This window comes from Saltatorellus ferox (assembly GCA_007751475.1).
GTDB lineage: Bacteria > Planctomycetota > UBA1135 > UBA1135.
In genome coordinates this window covers 67433-86743 of the sequence record CP036434.1, presented here as the reverse complement: position 1 = coordinate 86743, position 19311 = coordinate 67433, and the positions used below count along the sequence as shown (strand labels likewise).

Below are 19311 nucleotides of genomic sequence, written 5' to 3'. Positions count from 1 at the left end.
GGCGAGCGGGCGCGGGATGACCCCATCTCCGGGACGAATCTGAGCATCGCCAAAAGAATGTCTCTGTTGGTCCGTGTGCCAGGGCGCTTATCCTCCCTCGCAGGGGTCGCCCTCCGCCCCGCCACTGCTCCCCCATGAAGCCCCCTTTCGCTCCCAAGCTCATCCTCGCGATTCCCGCGGCGATGGCCCTCGCGTTCCCCCTCGGATCCTGTAGCGCGACGTCGGGCGCAGCCGCCGGGGCCCTCATCGGCGCAGGCCTGGGGCAACTCGCGGGTGGCGACACCGAGTCGACGGTCGTGGGCGCAGCCCTCGGCGCCGTGATCGGTGGAGCCATCGGCTTCAACGTCCAGACGACGCGTGAGGCCAGGGTGATCGCCAGCCGCGAGGCGACTTCCGCCGAGCTTCAGGCGGTGACCCGCGCCGCGTCCACCGTTTCTGCTGCGGCGCGCGAGAAGGCGCTGACCCGAGTGAAGGCCTATGCGGCAGAGCACGCGGAGGAAAAGAACGGCGGGAACACGGAGGTGATTCCCCTCCCTGAAAACACACAGGTCACCGAAGAGACCCTGATCACCGAGGAGCCCCTGGTCACCGAAGAGAAGCTGGGTACCGAAGAGACACTGGCCGATCCGAAACCCGTCCTCCTGGAAGCCATCCGTCTCCCCGGAAGCGACGGGGTCATCCTGCGCAACCTCGAGACCGGACGCTTTCTCGATGAAGAGGTGCACACGCTCGAGGACATCAAGGACGTCTCCGGCAAGACACCGAAGACCATCGAGGCCAGCTCCGATGAAGCGAAGCTCCCCTTCACGCTGATCCTCTCCAACCAGAAGACCGGCGAAACCCGGCAGTACACGGCGATTTATAGCTCCTGAAGTAGGAGACGTCAGCTACAGCGCTCTCTGCTGGTGCAGGCGCTCTTCCGGAAGGCCCAGCTCCAGGAGGTGCTCTCCCATCGCCGTGACGAAAGGCACGGAGCCGCAGACGTACGCTTCGCGCTCCGCCAGATCCGGAACGGCCGCCTCCAGCTTCGGTCGATCGATCCGGCCTCGCAGCCCGAGCCAGCCGTGGGTGGGCATCCGCTGGCTCGTCGTCGTGACGGTGATCGCCACCCTCGGGAAACGAGCGGCGATGGACTCGAGTTCGCGCGCGAAGATCACGTCCTCCGTCGTCCGCGCCGAATAGAGCACGACGACGTCGACGGGCGCCGAGACGTCCACGATCCAGCGAAGCATGGACATCAGAGGAACCATCCCGGATCCTCCGGCGAGGAGCAGCACCTTCTCGGACGGATATCGAAAGAGAGAGAATTCGCCAGCGGGCGCCCGCGTCTCCACACGGTCCCCAATGCGAAGCTGCCCCGGGGGCCAGGTGGCGTCGGTCTCTCCCGGCGCGCGCTGAACCGTGACGTCCAGCAAGAGGGGCCGGGAAGGAGATGAGGAAATACCGCACCAGCGAACCACGCGCTGGCCGTCGACCTCGAGCACCAGGCCGACGAACTGCCCCGGTTCGAACAAGAAGGGCTCCTGGGCCGCTCCCTGGTGCGGGCCGTCCCCGAGGCGAAGGGTCCAGGCGTCGCGCGTCTCCTGGTAGAGATCGAGAACGACGAGGGTGGTGGTGCCGCAGTCCCAGCGCGAGTTCGACGGCGGCTGACGGAGCAGCTCCGTCCGAAGGAGTCCAGGCCGTGGGTGCTCCGCGGCAGACGAGCGACGCACCTCGAACCCTGGAAGGAACTCCACGATCGGCTCGGATTCCACCTCCAACGCTGGATCCCGGCCCTCTTCTGGAGGTCCGTATACCAGGGTGTACCCACGGATCACCATGGCCTCACCCGGTCGCCACGGCGTCGGCTCGTTCGCCACGACGGGATAGCCACCGATCACCGTGCCGTTGAGGCTCTCCCGGTCGACCACGATGCAGTCGCCGTTCTCCTCGCGTACGACCGCGTGCAGACGGGATATCTGAGGATCGTCCAAGAGGATGTCACGACCCGTCACGCAGCCGATCGTGATCTCTCCCTGAACGGTCAGCTGCTCGGCCGGCTCACCCTCCCTCTTGACGGTTACTCGAATCATGGTGGTGGCTCTTCCCGGAGGGATGAGGGCGAGAGAGTAGCAAGACGCAATTCTCCCTCGCGCACTGGATTCGATCCCTGCGCCCCCCCGCTCATGGGACTTTCATCCCCCGGTGGCGGAGGAGCTGGCCATGGATGCCTTAACCATCCCTTGATGCGACCTTTGCGCGCAGCCACACGCGCGCAATGTTCAATCCCGCCTCGAACGCTGCCTCCCCCCAGGAACGGCACCTCCGAGTCGGTCGATCGCGACTTCATCAATACAGGATCAATTCGTTGCCCCACCTCTCTCCCCCCACTCTCAAGGCCGTGCAAAGGCGCCGTATCACTCCAGCGCTCTGGAGCCGTCGCGCGGCCGCCCTCGGTCTCGCCTCTCTACCCTCCCTGGCGGGCCCCGCCGTCGCCCAGGAGCTCCAGGCGCCCCAGGAGGCGCCCACCGAGGTCCCCACCGAGGTCCACAACAGGTTGCTCAATCTCCAGGAGCAGATCGACGAGCTGACCGCACGCCTCGAGACGACACCGACGATTGGCAGCACTCGTGGGACCATGAAGGTCTTTGGCCGTATCCACATCGACAACTGGACCTACCCGAGCTCCGACGGGGCCATCTCCGTCTTCGAGAACGGCGCCCCGGATCAGGATGTCCAAAACCGGACCCTCTTCCGCCGCGCTCGAATCGGCGTTTCGGGCAAGGTGAAGGACTCGATGAACTACAAGATCGAGATCGACTTCGGCCTCCCGGACGCCTTCGCCTTCAAGGACATGGTCATCGGCTTCGAAGACCTTCCTGGAAGCCAGCGGCTCCTGATCGGCAACCAGAAGCGCCCGTACGGTCTCGATCACCTGAACTCCAGCCGCTACAACGTGTTCATCGAGCGGCCCTACGTCGTCGAGGCCCTGAACCAGGACGCGCGTCGATTCGGCGTGGTGGCCTACGGCCAATCCGAAGACCTGGCCTGGAACTGGCGCTACGGCGGCTTCCACCTGGAGAACTTCGCCACCACGGGCCAGATCAGCGGCGATACCTTCCAACCCGAGTTCGCCGCCCGCATCGCGAACACCGCCATGTGGGAGAACGACGGCCGCGACTACGCCCACTGGGCCGTCTCCGGAACCGTGGCGTTCCCGAACGGGGATGCCAGCGACAACGAGGCGCGCTTCCGCACGCGCCCCGAGGCCCGAACCGACGCGCGCTGGCTGGACACCTCGCGGATCACCGGGACGGATCAGTACGAGATCGCCGCGGTCGAAGGTGTCTACAACATCGGTCCGACGCAGCTCGTCGGTGAGTACATGAACACCTGGGTGGAGCGCGACGATGCGCGTGATCTCCAGTTCGCGGGCGGCTACGTCCAGCTCGCACACTTCCTCACGGGCGAGTACATGGTCTGGGATCGAAGGACCGGCACGCTCGGACGCCCGAAGCCGAGCAAGAACTTCGCCCCTGGGGTTGGAAAGGGAGCCTGGCAGATCGCCGCGCGCTACTCCGTGGCGGACTTCTCGAACAGGGACATCCTCGGCGGGCGCGGAGAGTCGCTCTCGCTCGGCGTCAACTGGTACTGGAACGCCAACGCGAGCATGCAGCTCAACTACATCCGGGGCGAGATCTCCCAGCGCGATGAAGAGGTGGGTGGCCAGCTCTTCGACGGAGGCGACTACGAAGTCCTCGGCGTTCGTCTCCGGATCGACTTCTGATCTTCGGTGGCTCTGGCCCCTCTCATGAAGGAAGGGCCAGAGCCAGGACCGAAGCCAGAGGCCGCAACTACCCGAAGCGGCCTTCGAGATAGTCGGCCGTCTCCTGGTGCTTGGGCGTCACGAACATCTCGACCGTCGCCGAGTGCTCGACGACCTTCCCCATGAGCATGAAGATGCACTCGTCGCTCGCACGGCGAGCCTGCGCCATGTTGTGGGTCACGATCAGGATCGAGTATTCCCCGCGAAGCTGCCACAAGAGATCCTCGACCGCGCGCGTCGCCTCGGGGTCCAGCGCGGAGCAGGGCTCGTCCATCAGGAGCACGCTCGGCTTCACGGGCAGGAGACGCGCGATACACAGCTTCTGCTGCTCCTCCAGCGAGAGCTCGGTCGCCTTCTGCAGGAGCCGATCTTTGACCTGATCCCAGAGGAGCACTTCCTTTAGCGCCTTCTCGACCACCTCGTCTTCGTCGGAACGCGATCCCTTGCCGCCGCGATCCAGTCGATAGGCGAACAAGAGATTGTCGCGGATCGAAAGTGGCAGCGGGTTCGGGCGCTGAAAGACCATGCCTGCCGCGCGGCGTAGCTGGGTCAGCTCCACGGATGGATCGAGCACGTTGTGCCCCATCACTTCGATGGTTCCGGTCGTCCGCACGTACCCGAGGCGTTCGTTGATCCGATTGATCGAGCGCAGAAGCGTGGACTTCCCGCAGCCGCTCGGGCCGATGAGCGACGTCACCTTCCCCTGGACCACATCGATGTCCACGTCGAAGAGCGCCTGGAAGCTCCCGTACCAGAGGTTGAGCTTCCGGGTCTGGATGGCCTTGGCCTTCCCTGTTGCCGTCGCTGCGGCCGTCGATGTCGTATCGCTAACCAAAGCGCCCCTCGATGTAGTCGGTGGTTCGTTGATCCGTGGCAGCGCCGCCGAAGAGGCGCTTCGTCTTCCCGACCTCGACGACCTCGCCAGCGAGGAAGAGAGCCGTTCGATCCGCGAGTCGGCGGGCCTGCTGGACCAGGTTGGTCACGAGCACGATCGTCATCTCCTTCTTGAGGTCCTTGAGAACCTCTTCGATGCGCATCGTCGTGACCGGATCGACCGCGATGGAGAACTCGTCGAGCAGGAGCAGCTCGGGGTCCTGGGAAAGCGCTCGTGCGATGGTCAGGCGCTGTTGCTGGCCCCCCGAGAGCAGGCTTCCGAGCGAGTCGAGACGATCCTTGACCTCGTCCCACAGCGCCGCACGCGTGAGACAGCGCTCGACCACCTCGTCGAGGTTCGCCTTGCCCTTGACGCCGCGGAGCTTCGCGGCGAAGGCCACATTGTCGTAGACCGACATGGGCAGGCCCACGGGGAGCGGGAAGACGACGCCGATCCGGCTCCGGAGCGCGTAGAGGTTCCGCCACTGGCTGACGTCCTTGCCGTTGAACTCAAGCGTTCCCTTCACGCGCATCCCCGAGGTCATCTCGTCCATGCGGTTGATCGCACGCAGGAAGGAGGTCTTGCCGCTGTTGGCCGGGCCGATGATGCCGAAGATCTCGTTCTCACGAATGTTCAGCGTGGCCCCTTGGAGGGCTACGTGGCTGCCGTAGCGGATCTCGAGGTCCTTGACCTCGAGCTTGATGCGGTCCTTGCTCACCACTTCTTCACTCTCCGAAGGTGCACGCGGAAGGCGATGGAAACGGAGTTCAGGAGGAGGACCATCAGGATGAGCGAAAGGGCCACGCCGAACGGGAGCGCTTCCGGAATGTCAGGGACCTGCGTCGCCACGTTGTAGAGGTGCAGCGACATCGCCATCGTCTGGTCCATCACGCTCTGGGGCAGGAACGGAAGGAAGAACACGGCTCCGGTGAACATGATCGGCGCGGTCTCACCCACGGTACGCGAGACCTCCAGGATGACTCCGGTCAAGATGCCGCTGATCGAGTTCGGAAGGACCACCTTGCGGATCGTCTGCCAGCGGGTGGCGCCGAGGCTCCAGCAGGCGAGCCGGAAGGACTGCGGCACCGACTGGAGCGCCTCACGCGTCGAGACGATCACCACGGGCAGGGTCATGATCGCCAGCGTCAGACTGGCCGCCAGGATGCTCGTACCGAACTTGAAGAACAGCACGAAGGCACCAAGCCCGAAGAGAGCGTGCACGATGGACGGCACGCCAGCGAGGTTGATGATCGCCAGGTTGATGAGGCGCGTCAGCAGATTGTCCTTGGCGTACTCGGACAGGTAGATCGCCGCGGCGACGCCGAGGGGCACGGAGGCCACGAGGGCGACCGCCACGAGCCAGAGCGTTCCCACGAGCGCCGGAAAGATCCCGCCTTCGGTGAGTCCATTCTTGGGCGACTCCGTGAAGAAGCCCCACGACAGCGCGGGAGCTCCCTTGATCGTGAGCAGGGCCAGAATGACGACGACCGGCACGATCAGGATGACCGTCATCGTCAGGAAGAGCAGTCGGAAGACGCGCTGATTGCGCTGGTTTCTCCGATCCAGGGGCGCCGCCTGGAACCCGTTCTTGATGGCGTCGCTCATGATCGTTTCTTGTCTCCCTTGCGGACGAGAACATCCGCAAGAAGGTTGATCACGAAGGTCACGAGGAACAGAAAAATTCCAAGCGTGAACAGCACTCGGTAGTGCTCGGAGCCGTTGGCGGTCTCGCCCAGCTCGGAGGCGATCGTTGCGGTCAGGGCGCGCGCCGAGTCGAAGGGGCTCGTCGGCATGTTGATCGCGTGGCCAGAAGCCATCAGAACGGCCATGGTTTCACCGAAACCGCGGCCCACGCCAAGCAGGATCGCCGCGACGAGGCCGTGCTTGGCGGAGGGGATCACGACCTGGCGAATGATCTGCCAGCGCGTCGCGCCCATGGCCTCGGCCGCCTCACGATAGCTGTCCGGCACCGCCTTGAGAGCGTCCTCCGCGATCGTCGTCATGATCGGTGCGGCCATCAAGCCCAGAATGATGCCCGCGTTGAGCACCGTCAGGCCGATGGGGACATCGAACATCTCGATGATCAGCGGGTTCATGATCGAAAGACCGATGAAGCCCCAGACCACGGAAGGCGTCGCTGCGAGCAGCTCGACGAGGACCTTCAGCGTCTCCCGCGTCTTCCCGGTGGCGAACTCGCCGATGTAGATCGCCGCCCCCAGGGCGAACGGAACCGCGATGAGCATCGCGAGGCCCGTGATGCTGGCGGTGCCCGCAATCAGCGCCAGGGCACCGAACTGGGGGGTCTCATTGGTTGGGCGCCAGTTCGGCGACGTGAAGAAGTACCCGAGATCAAGCTCCGAGAGCGCGAATCCGAGCCCTTCCCGGGCGATGAAGAGGAAGATCGCGAGGACGAAAACGATGGCCGAAATGCCACCGAGGAAGATCGTCGCCCTGGCGATACGATCCCAGATCCAAGCGGCATCGATCCGATCCTCCAGCCTGTCCTCGCGCCGCCGCTTGGGTGTTCCGCCATAGGGCGGACCCGGCGGCTTACCCGGCGGCTTACCCGGCGGCTTACCCGGCGGCTGGGCGGGGGTGCCGGAGGAGGTATTGTCGACCGTATTGTCGGACATGGGTCTAGCCGTCGTCCTCGCTCTCGCCTCGAAGCACTTCCATGAGGTCATTGAGCCTCGGCACGAGTTCCTTGTGCACGGCCGAGGGGTCCGAACTGTCCGTGAGGGGCCAGCTCAGGATCGTCGTGTGAAACGGAACCCGCCGGATGTGCTCGCGAATGCCCCCTTCCAGGTCGATGACGAAGTCGAAGTCCTCGAAGTTTTCGCGGATGTCGTCGAAGGAGACGGGAACCGCGACCCGCAGGTCGATTCCCTTCGAGTCCGCGAACTGAACGAAGGTCTCGTTGGGCTCACCCGCCGCGTCCCAGCCCGCGCAGCGGAAGGTCCCCGCTTCGGGGTAGGCCTTGCGGCAGAACTGGGCGGCCAGGAGCGCTGCCCCCGCGCCAGCGCGGTCGACGAAGAGGAAATCGAACGTCTTCTCGCCCTTCCGCTCGCCCGTCAGGGTGAACAGGGTCTGTTCGGAGATGTTCTTCCCCATATGGATGACGCGCTCGAGCCGGTGCACGATGGCGTGCAGCGCGAAGAGATCCTCGATCGCGTATTCGCCGCTACGGCCCACCTCCAGGAGATCTTCGTAGACCTTGTCAAAGGTGGCCCCGTACCTGTTGACGACCGAGCGGTTCGCGCGGGCTTCGACGACGCTCTCCTTGTCGTAGGCGTCGAGGCACTGCTGGAGTACGGTCGTCGCATGACCGCCGAGGAGCTCGATGTCCTGGCGCAGCATCTCGGGCGGCTTCTTGGTGAAGTGCAGTCCTGCCCGGGCGATCGTCGCCGCGTAGTCACCGATCCGCTCCAGCGTCTTGGAGAGACGCATGGCCGAGGAGATGAAGCGCAGGTGGCCGGCGCTCGGGAGGTGACGGGCGATGAACCTGTGGCAGCGTTCGTCGAGATCGCGTGCCTGTCGGTTGATCGGCATGTCCCCGAGGACGATGTCGGTCGCGAGATCGGTATCGCTGTCCAGTACGGCCTGGGTCGCGTCCCGGACGGCGGCGACCACGCTCTTGCCCATCTTGCGGATGCGCTTGCGGATGGAGGCAAGATCCTTCTCGAGCCGCGCTTCGTAGACACCTTTCGACATTCAGGCTTCCTGAAGACGCTTCTTCCCCGTCCGGACCGCAGCCCCCCTCTCCGCGATTCACGGGAGAACTCGAGGAGGCGTGCGGCCCTCAGGGGAAGCCCATGAGGCGAGCGTCGTGTTGTGTGGGGGGGCTGGGGGGGGAGGTCAGTTCCCGGCGGCGCCGGCTGCGGTATCGAGCCCGACCGGCGCGTAGCCTTTGGCCTCGATGATTTTCTGACCCGTGGGCGACAGGATCCAGTCCAGATACGCCTTCACCTTACCCGTGGGCTCGCCCGCAGTGTACATGAAGAGCGGGCGCGCGATCGGATAGGATCCGTCGACAGCCGTCTGCGTCGTCGGGGACACAGGAGCGCCGCCGTTGGTAGAAACTGGAACGAGCTTGACATGCTCGTTGGCATAGGCAAGCCCGGAGTAGCCGATGGCGCCCGGAGTCTTCTCCACGGTGTCGACGACGTCCTTGGAGCCGTGCAGGTCGTTGGATCCGAGCTTGTAGCTGCCGTCGGTGCCGAGGACCGTATCGCGGAAATAGGAGTAGGTGCCGGAGTTGTTCTGGCGGCTGATACGAACGATCTCGTCGGCGGTATTCGACGGCATGGTGACGCCGAGCTGGCTCCACCTGGTGACGGTGCCGTTCTCGCCGTAGATGTCCGCGAGCTGCTCCAGCGTGATCGACTCGATCGGGTTGTCCTTGTGGACGTACACGGCGAGGGCGTCGAAGCCGACGATGTGCTCCACGGGATCGATGCCGTTGCCCTTCGCTTGGTCGATCTCCTTCTGCTTCATGGCGCGGCTCGCGTTGGCGATGTCGACCGTGCCGTTGATCATCGCCGAGATGCCGACGCCCGAGCCGCCACCCGAGACGGCGACCGAGACGTCCGGCTGCACCTTGCTGTACTCCTCGGCCCATGCCTGGGCCACGTTGACGAGGGTGTCAGAGCCCTTGTTCTGGATGTGGTTGCCGCCGTGGGCGGAGCCGCCGCAAGCGCTGAGGCCGAGGGTGGAGAGGGAGGCAAGGGCCGTCAGAACGAGGGTGCGCTTCATGGGAGAGGATCGAGTGGCGGAGGGGATGAGAGTTGGGGGCGAAGATGAGACCCGCGGACCGGCAAGGAACGATCAGGGAAAGATCAAGGAATCGTAAAGAGACGCCGGCGCGCCGAAGAGAGCCGGGTCAGGCGGAGGCCCTTTGGTTCCACTTGTAGCCGACACCTCGGACCGTCCCGATGAGGTCCCCGAGATCGCCGAGCTTCCGGCGGATCGAACTCACGTGGACGTCGATGTTCCTGTCGAGAATGACGACCTCACCATCCGTGAGGCGCTCGACCAGCTCCTCGCGGGCGTAGACTCGCCCGGGATGCCTGGCGAGGGTCCACATCAGGCGGAACTCGGACCGGGTGAGCTCCAGCAGGGTCCCGCCGGCCTCCACCTCGTACCTCTCTCGGTCGAGAACCACCCCGTCGGTTTCGATGCGGGTCTGGGTCGGTCGGGCGATTTCCCCTCGGCGCAGGACCGCACGAATCCGCGCCACGAGTTCCCTGGGGCCGAAGGGCTTGGGCACGTAGTCGTCGGCGCCGCACTCGAGGCCGAGGACGACGTCGCTCTCTTCGCTCTTCGCCGTGATCATCACGACCGGGATGTCCCGGGTACCCGGATCCGACTTCAGGGCACGGCAGACCTCGAGCCCACTGAGGCCGGGCATCATCAGATCGAGCAGCACCAGGCCAGGCTGGCGCCGGCGCGCCTCCGAGAGGCCCTTGTCGCCGTTGGTCGCGACGAGGACGGGGTAGCCTTCGCGCTCCAGGGTGTACTGGAGCAGCTCGACGATGTCGGGATCGTCTTCGACGATGAGAACGGATGGCTTGGACATGGAGGAGGGCGCCAGCCCGATCGATTTCCGGGCTTACGAGGCGAGTACACTAGGTGCCGATTTTAAAGATTGAGTCAACGTACACGCAGGATTCAGCCGGGCGGGGTCCGGGGGCCCCTTTTCAGGATTCGGCGCACATTGCAGAGGCTCGTGCAGCGGGAGCCGTCGGCGCGGGGAAGCGGCCTGCTATCCTCCCGCCCGTGAATCCCCCTTCCACGCCCACCTTCGAGTCCCTCGGGCTCTCCTCCGAGCTCCTCGAGGCCGTGCGCGCCGCGGGCTTCGCGTCCCCTACCCCCGTCCAGGCGGCTTGCATCCCCGCGCTTCTCGCGGGCCGCGACGTCGTCGGGCAGTCGCGCACCGGCAGCGGCAAGACGGCGGCCTTCGGCCTACCGCTGCTCCAGGCCATCGACCTCGAGCGGAGAGAAGTGCAGGCGCTGGTGCTCTGCCCCACGCGGGAGCTCGCCAGCCAGGTGGCCCGCGAGCTGCGCGGCTTCGGCGCCGGCCTCGGAGGACTCACGGTGCTGGAGCTGACCGGCGGGCAGCCTGCGCGCCCCCAGCGCGAGGCCCTCGAGCGCGGGGTCCACCTGGCCGTGGGAACTCCGGGCCGCGTGCAGGACCATCTCCAGAATGGATCGCTTCACCCGAGGAGCCTCCGGCACCTGGTGCTCGACGAGGCGGACCGGATGCTCGACATGGGCTTCGGCCCGGACGTGCGCCGCATCGTGAAGGCGCTCCCGACCGAGCGCCGGACGGCTCTCTTCTCGGCCACGTTCCCGACCTCGATCGAGGAGATGAGCCGCTCGCTCCAGAAGCCGGACGCCCTGCGGGTCGAGATCGAAGCCGAGACCGCCGAGAGCCCGGCAGAACTCCGGGGCGTCCGGCAGCTCCGCTGCGCCTCCACCCCGGACCTGCGCTTCGCCTCGCTCTGCAGGCTCCTGGTCGACCACCCTCACGAATCGGTGATCGTGTTCTGTAACTTCAAGGCGTCCGTCGCCGAGCTGACCGAAGCGCTCCGCCGCCACGGCGTCAGCGCGGATCGCCTCGACGGTGACCTCGATCAGTTCCACCGTGATCAGGTCCTCGCGCGCTTTCGCAACGGCAGCATTCGCACGCTCGTCGCCACGGACGTCGCCGGCCGCGGCATCGACATCGATGGGCTCGACCTCGTGATCAACTACGAACTTCCGAGCCAGCCCGAGATCTACGTTCACCGCATCGGTCGCACGGGCCGCGCCGGCAAGACGGGGACGGCCATCTCCCTGGTGAAGGGCACCAGCGACCCGCGGATCGACGCCATCGAGGAACTCACGGGCCTGACGGTGGAGCCCATCGCGCTCGACCCCAAGACGCTTTCCAACGTGCCGGCGATGCTGGCCACGCTCGCGGGACCGCCGCCGATGGCGACGATCCTGATCTCGGGTGGCCGCAAGGACAAGGTGCGGCGCGGCGACATCCTCGGCGCGCTCACCGGTGAAGAAGGCGCACTGAAAGGGAGCGACGTCGGCAAGATCGAGGTCCAGGATCGCCTCTCCTACGTGGCGGTCACCGAGCACCTGGCGCGCGCGGCGACCGCGCGCATGAACAAGGGCAAGATCAAGGGCAAGCGCTATCGCGCGACGCTCATTCTGTAGCGCCGTCGGAGCGCGATCACGGAACGTAACGTTCGCGGAGGACCGCGGCGTGATGCTCGGCGTGGCCGTAGAGAATGAACAGGAGCGCACGCACCGTGATCTCCGCGTCTGACGCGATGCCGCGCCGGTCGCCCTGGGCCTGGGAGAGGCCCCGGAACAGCTCGACGTTGGCTCGGCGCTGCCACTCGAACTCGCTCACGAGCGAAGGGATGCCGCGCTGATCCGCGCCGGAGTTGGGCACCATCACGTCCTGGTCGACGCCCGGCTGCGCCTCCGTGACGCCGCGCAGGAAGCACATGGCGCGGTAGCTGAACAGACGCTCGGTGTCGGCGATATGGCCGAGGACTTCCGCGGCGCTCCACTTGTCCTTTTCGTAGCGATAGCCGTGCATCTCCGGGGGCAGAGCGCGCCAGCGTGCGACGAGGCGTTGCCCCTGTTCCTCCAGCGAGGCGACGATATCGCCGTCCGGAGCCAGTTCGACGTAGCCTCGGTAGTACGGATGGTATTCCTGGCTCGAGGGCCGGGGATAGGCGCTGGTGGACATCCCGACAAGCTACCAGCCTGCTAAGCTCGGCGCATGAGATCGAGGCTTGCATGTTGCTGGATCGCCGCTTTGCTGGCCGCTGGTGCGGGCCTCTCGGGCTGCGGCGACGATCCAGAAAACGCTTCCACGCGCCCATTCCTCACGAGCTCGGGGGAACGGCCAAGCGCCGATGAGCCCCTCCACACACCGAACGTTCTCATCCTGACGATCGACACGCTCCGTGCGGACCACCTCGGCGCCCACGGCTACGTCCGAGAGACGAGCCCACGGCTCGACCGGCTGGCGGAAGAGTCCATCGTCTTCGAGCGCGCGTACGCGCCCATCGCGACGACCCTTCCGAGCCACACCTCCATGTTCACGGGCGTCGCCCCCCACGAGCACGGCGTGCTGGCCAACATCGCTGACGGGATGACCTACCAGCGCGATCCCGAACTCGAGACGCTCGCCGAGTTTTTCTCCAGGGCAGGCTACGACGCGCGCGCCGTCGTCAGCGCCTTTCCCCTCATCGACAGCTTCGGTCTCGCGACCGGCTTCCAGAGCTACTCCCAGCCGCAGCGCAAGCAGCGCGGGGCCAAGGCTGCGACCAACGCCGCCATCGAGGCACTGGACGAACTCAGCGCCGGCAACCAGCCGGGTCTTCTCTGGGTGCACTACTTCGACCCGCACGTTCCGTATCACCCTCCGGAGGCCTACCGAGATCGGTTCCAGCTCACGACGAGCGAGCATGACGCTCTCCTCGCCCGCGGTTTCGTCGAAAGCGCTCAGCGCCGAACCGGCGAATGGAGCGACCTCGCGGAGAGCATCGATCTGTACGACGAGGAGATCGCGTTCGTCGACGATCAGATCGAGCGGCTGCTCGCGCACGGCGAAGAACTCGGCTGGCTGAAGGACGCCATCATCGTCGTGATGGCCGACCATGGTGAGGGCCTCAACCAGCACGGCATGCCCGGGCACGGCTTCGTGTGGGCCGAGCAGCTTCAGGTGCCCATGTGGTTCCGTGCGCCCGGCCATGAGCCGCGCCGGATGACCGATCCTGTCTCTCTCGTCGACTTCGCGCCGACCCTGCTCCATCTCGTCGAGCTGCCGAACGAAGCCGCGTTCCTCGAGCAGATGTCAGGCGTCGATCGGCTCGACCCGACGATTCACCACGGAGACGCGCGCCTGCTCGGTCAAAGCTCTCCGCTCCAATCGGTCGACGGCGGCATCCACTACACCCTGCAAGCCGCCCACTGGCGACTCCATCTGGCCCCGGATGGCCGGCGCCAGCTCTTCGATCTCCGCAGCGACCCGGACGAGGTCACGGACGTATCAGCGATGGAGACGACCGTCACCGATCGCCTGGAGGCGGAACTCCTCGAGCTACTCGCGCGCCAGCGCCGAGCCGTCAGGACCCAGACGACGAGCGACGCCGTCCGCGAGGACCTGCGAGCGCTGGGCTACGGAGGGGAAGACCCAGGCAAGTAGCAGGCCACGGCGCTCGATACCTACCGCTTCCGGCCGCATCCCAATCGGACCAAGCTGACCAATCGGACCAATCGGACCAATCGGACCGGTCCGGCCTTCGAGCGTGGAGTCGAGGCCAGGCAGAAGGTCAGACGGGCTCCGAGGCCACCGGCAGGCGGGACTCGGAGCGCGCGAGCAGCGGCCAGCGGACGAGGAAGAGGGCCCCACGGCCGGGCGCCGGGTCCAGCTCGATCGAACCACCCGCCTGATAGACCATCTTCTGGACGATGGCGAGCCCGATCCCACTCCCTTCCTGGACGTCCCGCGGCTTGCCTGTCTGGAAGATCTGGAAGACGCGCTCGTGCAAGAGAGCCGGGATTCCTGGGCCGTCGTCCCCCACTCGAAGCTCCAGATGATCGTCGTCGACCTGGATCTCGATCGTGACGTGCGCGACTTCCCTGTCGTGATGAGCAACGGCGTTGCTGACGAGGTTCTGCACGACCTTGTGGAAGGCGACGCGCGGCGCCTCTAGCTCGACGTCCTCGCCGACCACAGAGACTCGTACGGCCGATAGGCCGCCCCACGCTTCGACGGCGTCGTCGATCGCACCACGAACCGAGAAGCGCTGCTTGAGGTCTTCGGCTCTCCCGATACGCGCATAGGCGAGGAGGCCATCCAGGAGCTTGTCCAGCCGCTGGACGCGGCCCACCATCAGCTGAAGATGCTCCACCGACTCCGACGGGAGAGAGCTCGCCGCATCCTCCTGAATCCACTCGGCCAGGAGAGCGATCGAACGCAGGGGAGCGCGGAGGTCGTGGGACGCGGAGTAAGAAAAACTGTCGAGGTCCTCGTTGCGGAGTTTGAGCTCCGCGACATGCTTCTCCAGGATCCCGTTGGTGGTCTCCCGCTCGCGCGCCATCCGGTCGGCCTGCACCAGAAGCGCCCTGGTTTCTCGGTTCCGCTCGGCGAAGACCTCGGCCGCCTTCGCGAGCTGTCCCAGCTCATCCCGTCGGTCGGTCCCCGCGATCTCCACATGATGTCCCGCGGCCAGCGCCGTAAACGTGTCGGACATCTCCGTGATCGGTGCCGACACGGAACGGCTGATCCACCAGCCCGCCAGGAGGCCGGCGAGCACCGTCAGAATTCCCGCCCAGTCGGAGAGCTCGCGCAGCCTCTCGCCGTCCAGCTGCGCCTCCATCTCCTCGACCGCCTGCGCGTCGAGGGCCCGCTCGATCCACAGCGAGGAAAGCGTTCGAAACTCCAGCGCCTGGCCAGCGAGGACCACGTTGACCAGGTGCAGGTAACTCCGCGTGGAGCTGAACACGTGAAAGACCGATCGTCTCCAGGCATCGACCCCCGCCCGGATCGGCTCGACATCCGCCGAGACCAGATCCTCGAGGGCGACCGCGAATTCTCCGCTGGCCTCACGAAACTGGTGCACCAGGGCGCCACTCGGATCCAGCTGGTAGGCCAGCACGACTTCTTCTGCGCGATCGAATCGCCGGATCGCGGCCCCCACCTTCGCGACGGCCTCGCTCGCTCCCTGGGCATCCGCGACCGCCAGCAGCCTCGAAAGCGTCGCTCGAGTCTCGGCAGCGAACGGCCGGACGGAGTCGATCAGAACCCGACTCTGGTGCCCGCGCTGGGCAATGACCTGGACGAGTCCCTCTTCATAGGACCGCAGTGCGTCCATCATGGGCGCCAGGTCCCCGGAGCGTGAGGAGCCGAATGCACCGTCCGAGTGGACGGTCAAGGCCTCACTCAAATGCTCCACGCCCTCGGTGACCCGTCTGGCAAGCGCTTGATCACCCGTGTACATGAACGAAAGCACCGTTCCCTGGAGGGTCTCGATGTCCCGGTCCATGGCGAGCAGCGCCGCGACCTGCGCGTTGCGTCCGGCCGACCGATCGATGGACTCGGCGGCCTTCGCCAGGACGAGGTGATTGATCGCCACCACCGAGAGGTGAAGCACGAGCACGAGGGCGAACCCGGCGCCGATTCGGCGCCTGAGTCCCCTCGGCCGTACGCGCTTCGAAGGCGCAGGCCATTCTGATCGTGGGGCCATTTCGGTCACGCTGTCAGCAGTGAGTACCAGCCGCGCATGCTGTATTCGTATTCGCGCATGACGGTGTTCCAGACGGACACGTGACCGAAGCGCTCGCGGTAGCTGCCCCCTCGCCGTACTTCGCCCGCTCGAACGGAAACGGAGCCGTCGGGTCCGGTCAGGGGGCTCGTTGCTTCGAGCCCCGAGTACCAGTAGGCCCACTCCGCCTCGCTCAGGAACGCGCGCGCCCTCTCCGGGTTCGAAATGTAGTAGCCCTGGCGCGCGACGAACGCCCCGGGCCATCCCGAGAGCCACCAGTTCATGTAGCGATAGGCCGCGTCCATGGCGTGACCGCTTGTCCGTGACGAAAGACACATCACCCCGTGCCAGGCGCGATAGCCCTCCCTCGGTGCCGCATAAACGACGTCGTGGCCCTGGCCGTTGAGCGCAGAAACCGCCGGACTGAACATGCTGGAGACACAGATGCGGCCGCTGGCCATCAGGTCGACCGAGTGAGGGACCGAGTTCCAGAAAGCGCCGAACTGGCCTCGGCGCTTGTGGTCGATCAAGACCTCGAAGAGCATGTCGATCTCCTTGCGCGTCATCTGGCCAATGTCAGCGAAGGTCACGAGACCGCGGGCCTCGGCAGCGAGCGCCAGATCGAACAAACCGATCGTCGGCTCGTTGACGATACCGACGTGTCCGCGCCACCTGGGGTCGAGCAGCCACCCCCAGCTTTCCGATCCGTAGGGAGTACCACGTTCAACGGAGGCCGCGTCGTAGCCGAACGAATCCACGTTGTGGACGTAGGGAAGGAAGCTCAGTTCCTGGCTCGGAGCTCCGGAGAGCGTCCCGTTGGCCTGGGCATACAGCATCCGGTGCGGCGCGGCGCCCTTGCCAACGGTCGCCCCAGCTTCCAAACGACCCGTCTTACAAAGGTCGTTCACCTCGTTCCAGAGCGCGATCCGCTCATGCTGGATCGGCTGAATGGCGCCAGCCTCCCACAGGATCTCGATGCTGTTCGACCACTGCTCGTAGACATCGAAGGACTCGGGAAAGGTCGATGCCTTCTGTAGAACCTCGGCGCTTCCGCCTGGCAGAAACTCGATGTCGATATCCAGGACCCTCTGGGCGCGCTCACGGATGGCGGGCTGAAGCGTCACGTGCGTGCCGAGCACGCGCAGCTTCGGGCGACGATTCACATGGATCGCTGGCCCGGCCGATAGAAGCCCAGGACTGGCCACGAGCGCCACTCCCCCGCGAAGCAAGGTTCGACGACTCGGTCGGAGAACGCTCGAAGTGCTGGGTAGGGGATCGACCATCGGGAAAGCGAGCGCATGGACCGCCCTGGTCGGAACGTATCGACGCCGGGGAAACCCCGGCTCAACCGAAAAAAATTCCCAGCGCTGCTCCAGTCCTCCCGGGCTGCTACCGATCCTCGCGCCGACCGTCCGCGTGCTTCGCGAAGCGGCCCTGCTCGGCGCCGCCGTGATGGGGCGCGTCCTCGGGCCAGGGCCAACCGCCGAACTGGGTCTCCTGGTAGTCGCGGAAGGCCTGTCGGATCTCCGCCTCGGTGTTCATGACGAAGGGCCCGTGCTTCGCCACGGGCTCCCCGATCGGACGCCCCTGCAGGACCATGGCCTCGACCGGCCCGTCGCCCGCGACGAGTTCCGCCGCGACCGTCGACCGAAGGACCGCGCCGTGACCGCTCCGAACCGGTTCGCCGTCGACGACGATCTCGGAACCATCGAAGACGTAGAGCGCGCGATTCACCTCGTCCGCGGGCGAAGGCGGCAGCACCAGCTTGGCTCCCGCCTCCATCCGGATGTGCCAGACAGCGATCGCTGCTTCCTCTCGCACGGCCCAGGAGTGTGGCGGCGGTGCCTGGCCGCTCTTCCCGTCGAACTCGCCCGCGATGATCGTGATCTCGGAGCGGGGTCCATCGCCGTCGCGTCGCTCGACCCGGGGCGTCTCCTCGCTCCAGAGCATCTTGAAGTGCGCAGGCACCATCTTGTCCTTCGCGGGCAGGTTCAGCCAGATCTGGAACAGCTCCAGGGTGTTGGGCCGATCCCGGTGCACGAGCGGAAAGAGCTCCGCATGAACGACGCCCTGACCCGTGGTGACCCACTGGGTATCCCCCTGGCCGAAGCGCGCGGCGGCGCCCATGGAATCGGTGTGGTCGCAGAGACCGGTGCGCACGTAGGTGATCGTCTCGAAGCCGCGGTGCGGATGCTGGGGGAATCCCGGGACCTCCCTGCCATGGTACATGTTCCAGCCGTCCTTGCCCTCGAAGTCACTGCACATGTGACGTCCGACGAGCAAGGCAGGGTCGGGGCCGAACGTCTCCGTACCGGCCGGGTAGCGGTCCAGGTGATGGGCCGTGAAGAGAAACGGATCGAGCGTGGGCCACTGGGCCCCGATGGGGAAGACCTGACGGACGGTGTTCATGGGGCCCAAGATAGCCCGGTTCGCTCGGGCTTGTAGCCCACTCCGCCTGCCGCGCGCTCATCGAGCCACATCCGCCAGAGTAGCCTCCCGCCAGCCGGCACCTCGCCGTAAGCCGTTCGACCATGCGCGAGATGGGTGTTGTTCACGAAGAGCATGTCGCCAGCCTCCAGCCGAAAGGTGGTCAGGAACTCCGGCCTCATCAACGTCTCGTCCAGAAGGTCGAACGCGCCCAGCTCCGCCGTGCTCAACGGCTGACCCAGCTCTTTCTGTCCCTCGACGATCCAGTAGCGCATGTAGCGAAACTCGAACTCTGGCCCCCAGCGCACGATGGGGAACCGGTTGCGCCGAAGGGAATCGAGGCCCTTATCGAGCCCGGGCGTCACGATCTTGCGCACGAACGATCGCTGCAGGATCTCATCGACCTCCGGCCGATTGTCCCGGATCCAGCGACATGCCGAAAAGGCGTCTGCGATCAGCGACTCGCCGCCGTCCGAGCTAGGACGCTCGCAGAGGAGCGCAACGGTTCCGGGAACGCAGTCCCGCGCGCTGCTATCCGTGTGCAGCCCCGTGCTCGCCCGCGTCATGCTGATCGGAATCGCTTTCTCCTCGTAGGACTGCCCGGTGTCGGCCACCGCGTAGTGAAAGCCGTAGCGATCGATCGGAGGCGCCAGCATGACACCGATCAGCCCGAACGCGAGGCGCGCGTAGGCGAGCCCGAGCGATCCGAGCGCGACAGCCGCAAAGCCTGGCCCCGCGTCCAGCTCCGAGCGGACCCACTCGACGAGCGGACGCAACGCCTCGAAGTCCACCGCTTCGCGCGTGAGCCCCTCGGGCTCGCGGAGCAGGGCGGGGAACTCCGCGCCGAAGGCCTCGATCGCGCGCGCGACGTCCTCCGGGAGCGGCATGGCGACGGAGGCGCGCCTCCACGCCTCGGATGACGCCCCCGC

17 protein-coding genes are annotated in these 19311 nt (G+C 66.0%); 4 read left to right on the top strand and 13 right to left on the bottom strand.

All coding sequences use genetic code 11. The annotated features are described in order from the left end of the window. Positions 1-134: 134 nt before the first annotated feature. On the top strand, positions 135-872 hold the full coding sequence (locus tag Poly30_RS00340) for a glycine zipper domain-containing protein (RefSeq protein WP_145194034.1): 738 nt from the start codon (positions 135-137) through the stop codon (positions 870-872). A 15-nt stretch (positions 873-887) separates the two neighbouring features. On the opposite strand, the gene Poly30_RS00335 is transcribed toward Poly30_RS00340, so the two are convergent. After that, positions 888-2072 (bottom strand): FHA domain-containing protein, encoded by a 1185-nt coding sequence (locus tag Poly30_RS00335; protein ID WP_145194033.1) that lies wholly within the window; start codon positions 2070-2072, stop codon positions 888-890. Between the two features lie 275 nt (positions 2073-2347). Here Poly30_RS00335 and Poly30_RS00330 point away from each other — a divergent pair, with 275 nt between their 5' ends. Then, positions 2348-3766, top strand: a complete 1419-nt coding sequence (locus tag Poly30_RS00330; protein WP_419190775.1) for an OprO/OprP family phosphate-selective porin — start codon at positions 2348-2350, stop codon at positions 3764-3766. A 67-nt stretch (positions 3767-3833) separates the two neighbouring features. Here Poly30_RS00330 and Poly30_RS00325 read toward each other — a convergent pair whose 3' ends face one another. The 7 genes from Poly30_RS00325 to Poly30_RS00295 all read right to left on the bottom strand — a co-directional run bounded on the left by Poly30_RS00325 (position 3834) and on the right by Poly30_RS00295 (position 10254). After that, entirely contained in the window at positions 3834-4640 is an 807-nt protein-coding gene (locus Poly30_RS00325) for a phosphate ABC transporter ATP-binding protein (protein WP_145194031.1), read from the bottom strand. After that, positions 4633-5397 carry a phosphate ABC transporter ATP-binding protein gene (locus Poly30_RS00320; protein WP_419190774.1) on the bottom strand — a complete coding sequence of 255 codons (765 nt, stop codon included), beginning with the start codon at positions 5395-5397 and terminating at the stop codon, positions 4633-4635. Before Poly30_RS00320 ends, Poly30_RS00325 begins: the two co-directional genes overlap by 8 nt. After that, positions 5394-6284: a phosphate ABC transporter permease PstA gene (gene pstA / locus Poly30_RS00315; RefSeq protein WP_145194030.1), complete on the bottom strand. Its 891-nt coding sequence runs from the start codon at positions 6282-6284 to the stop codon at positions 5394-5396. The genes Poly30_RS00320 and pstA overlap by 4 nt, the downstream gene beginning before the upstream one ends. Beyond that, complete coding sequence (gene pstC, locus Poly30_RS00310; protein WP_145194029.1) at positions 6281-7312, bottom strand: phosphate ABC transporter permease subunit PstC; 1032 nt, start codon at positions 7310-7312, stop codon at positions 6281-6283. Before pstC ends, pstA begins: the two co-directional genes overlap by 4 nt. A gap of 4 nt (positions 7313-7316) precedes the next feature. Next, positions 7317-8390, bottom strand: coding sequence for a phosphate signaling complex protein PhoU (gene phoU / locus Poly30_RS00305; protein WP_145194028.1), 1074 nt, complete (start codon positions 8388-8390; stop codon positions 7317-7319). Positions 8391-8534: 144 nt separating this feature from the next. Beyond that, positions 8535-9431, bottom strand: a complete 897-nt coding sequence (locus Poly30_RS00300) for a PstS family phosphate ABC transporter substrate-binding protein (protein WP_145194027.1) — start codon at positions 9429-9431, stop codon at positions 8535-8537. Positions 9432-9558: 127 nt separating this feature from the next. Then, on the bottom strand, positions 9559-10254 hold the full coding sequence (locus tag Poly30_RS00295) for a response regulator (RefSeq protein WP_145194026.1): 696 nt from the start codon (positions 10252-10254) through the stop codon (positions 9559-9561). Positions 10255-10454: 200 nt separating this feature from the next. On the opposite strand from Poly30_RS00295, the gene dbpA reads away from it, so the two are divergent. Further along, on the top strand, positions 10455-11885 hold the full coding sequence (dbpA, locus tag Poly30_RS00290; RefSeq protein ID WP_145194025.1) for an ATP-dependent RNA helicase DbpA: 1431 nt from the start codon (positions 10455-10457) through the stop codon (positions 11883-11885). A 16-nt stretch (positions 11886-11901) separates the two neighbouring features. On the opposite strand, the gene Poly30_RS00285 is transcribed toward dbpA, so the two are convergent. Then, positions 11902-12429 (bottom strand): DinB family protein, encoded by a 528-nt coding sequence (locus tag Poly30_RS00285; RefSeq protein ID WP_145194024.1) that lies wholly within the window; start codon positions 12427-12429, stop codon positions 11902-11904. Between the two features lie 33 nt (positions 12430-12462). Here Poly30_RS00285 and Poly30_RS00280 point away from each other — a divergent pair, with 33 nt between their 5' ends. Continuing rightward, complete coding sequence (locus Poly30_RS00280; RefSeq protein ID WP_145194023.1) at positions 12463-13893, top strand: sulfatase; 1431 nt, start codon at positions 12463-12465, stop codon at positions 13891-13893. Between the two features lie 127 nt (positions 13894-14020). Here Poly30_RS00280 and Poly30_RS00275 read toward each other — a convergent pair whose 3' ends face one another. The 4 genes from Poly30_RS00275 to Poly30_RS00260 form a co-directional block, all read right to left on the bottom strand. Further along, complete coding sequence (locus tag Poly30_RS00275; RefSeq protein ID WP_145194022.1) at positions 14021-15937, bottom strand: sensor histidine kinase; 1917 nt, start codon at positions 15935-15937, stop codon at positions 14021-14023. Positions 15938-15942: 5 nt separating this feature from the next. Then, on the bottom strand, positions 15943-17238 hold the full coding sequence (locus Poly30_RS00270; protein ID WP_145194021.1) for an ABC transporter substrate-binding protein: 1296 nt from the start codon (positions 17236-17238) through the stop codon (positions 15943-15945). Positions 17239-17344: 106 nt separating this feature from the next. Further along, positions 17345-18364 carry a pirin family protein gene (locus Poly30_RS00265; protein WP_145194020.1) on the bottom strand — a complete coding sequence of 340 codons (1020 nt, stop codon included), beginning with the start codon at positions 18362-18364 and terminating at the stop codon, positions 17345-17347. After that, positions 18361-19269: a TauD/TfdA family dioxygenase gene (locus Poly30_RS00260; protein ID WP_419190773.1), complete on the bottom strand. Its 909-nt coding sequence runs from the start codon at positions 19267-19269 to the stop codon at positions 18361-18363. The genes Poly30_RS00265 and Poly30_RS00260 overlap by 4 nt, the downstream gene beginning before the upstream one ends. Positions 19270-19311: the final 42 nt, after the last annotated feature.

Excerpts from the sequence above, each read along its gene's own strand:
- pstC (WP_145194029.1), bottom strand. The coding sequence starts at position 7,312 with ATGTCCGACAATACGGTCGACAATACCTCCTCCGGCACCCCCGCCCAG.
- Poly30_RS00260 (WP_419190773.1), bottom strand. The coding sequence starts at position 19,269 with ATGCCGCTCCCGGAGGACGTCGCGCGCGCGATCGAGGCCTTCGGCGCG.
- Poly30_RS00340 (WP_145194034.1), top strand. The coding sequence starts at position 135 with ATGAAGCCCCCTTTCGCTCCCAAGCTCATCCTCGCGATTCCCGCGGCG.
- Poly30_RS00300 (WP_145194027.1), bottom strand. The coding sequence starts at position 9,431 with ATGAAGCGCACCCTCGTTCTGACGGCCCTTGCCTCCCTCTCCACCCTC.
- Poly30_RS00265 (WP_145194020.1), bottom strand. The coding sequence starts at position 18,364 with ATGAACACCGTCCGTCAGGTCTTCCCCATCGGGGCCCAGTGGCCCACG.
- Poly30_RS00275 (WP_145194022.1), bottom strand. The coding sequence starts at position 15,937 with ATGGCCCCACGATCAGAATGGCCTGCGCCTTCGAAGCGCGTACGGCCG.
- phoU (WP_145194028.1), bottom strand. The coding sequence starts at position 8,390 with ATGTCGAAAGGTGTCTACGAAGCGCGGCTCGAGAAGGATCTTGCCTCC.
- Poly30_RS00280 (WP_145194023.1), top strand. The coding sequence starts at position 12,463 with ATGAGATCGAGGCTTGCATGTTGCTGGATCGCCGCTTTGCTGGCCGCT.
- Poly30_RS00335 (WP_145194033.1), bottom strand. The coding sequence starts at position 2,072 with ATGATTCGAGTAACCGTCAAGAGGGAGGGTGAGCCGGCCGAGCAGCTG.
- Poly30_RS00285 (WP_145194024.1), bottom strand. The coding sequence starts at position 12,429 with ATGTCCACCAGCGCCTATCCCCGGCCCTCGAGCCAGGAATACCATCCG.
- Poly30_RS00295 (WP_145194026.1), bottom strand. The coding sequence starts at position 10,254 with ATGTCCAAGCCATCCGTTCTCATCGTCGAAGACGATCCCGACATCGTC.
- pstA (WP_145194030.1), bottom strand. The coding sequence starts at position 6,284 with ATGAGCGACGCCATCAAGAACGGGTTCCAGGCGGCGCCCCTGGATCGG.
- Poly30_RS00270 (WP_145194021.1), bottom strand. The coding sequence starts at position 17,238 with ATGGTCGATCCCCTACCCAGCACTTCGAGCGTTCTCCGACCGAGTCGT.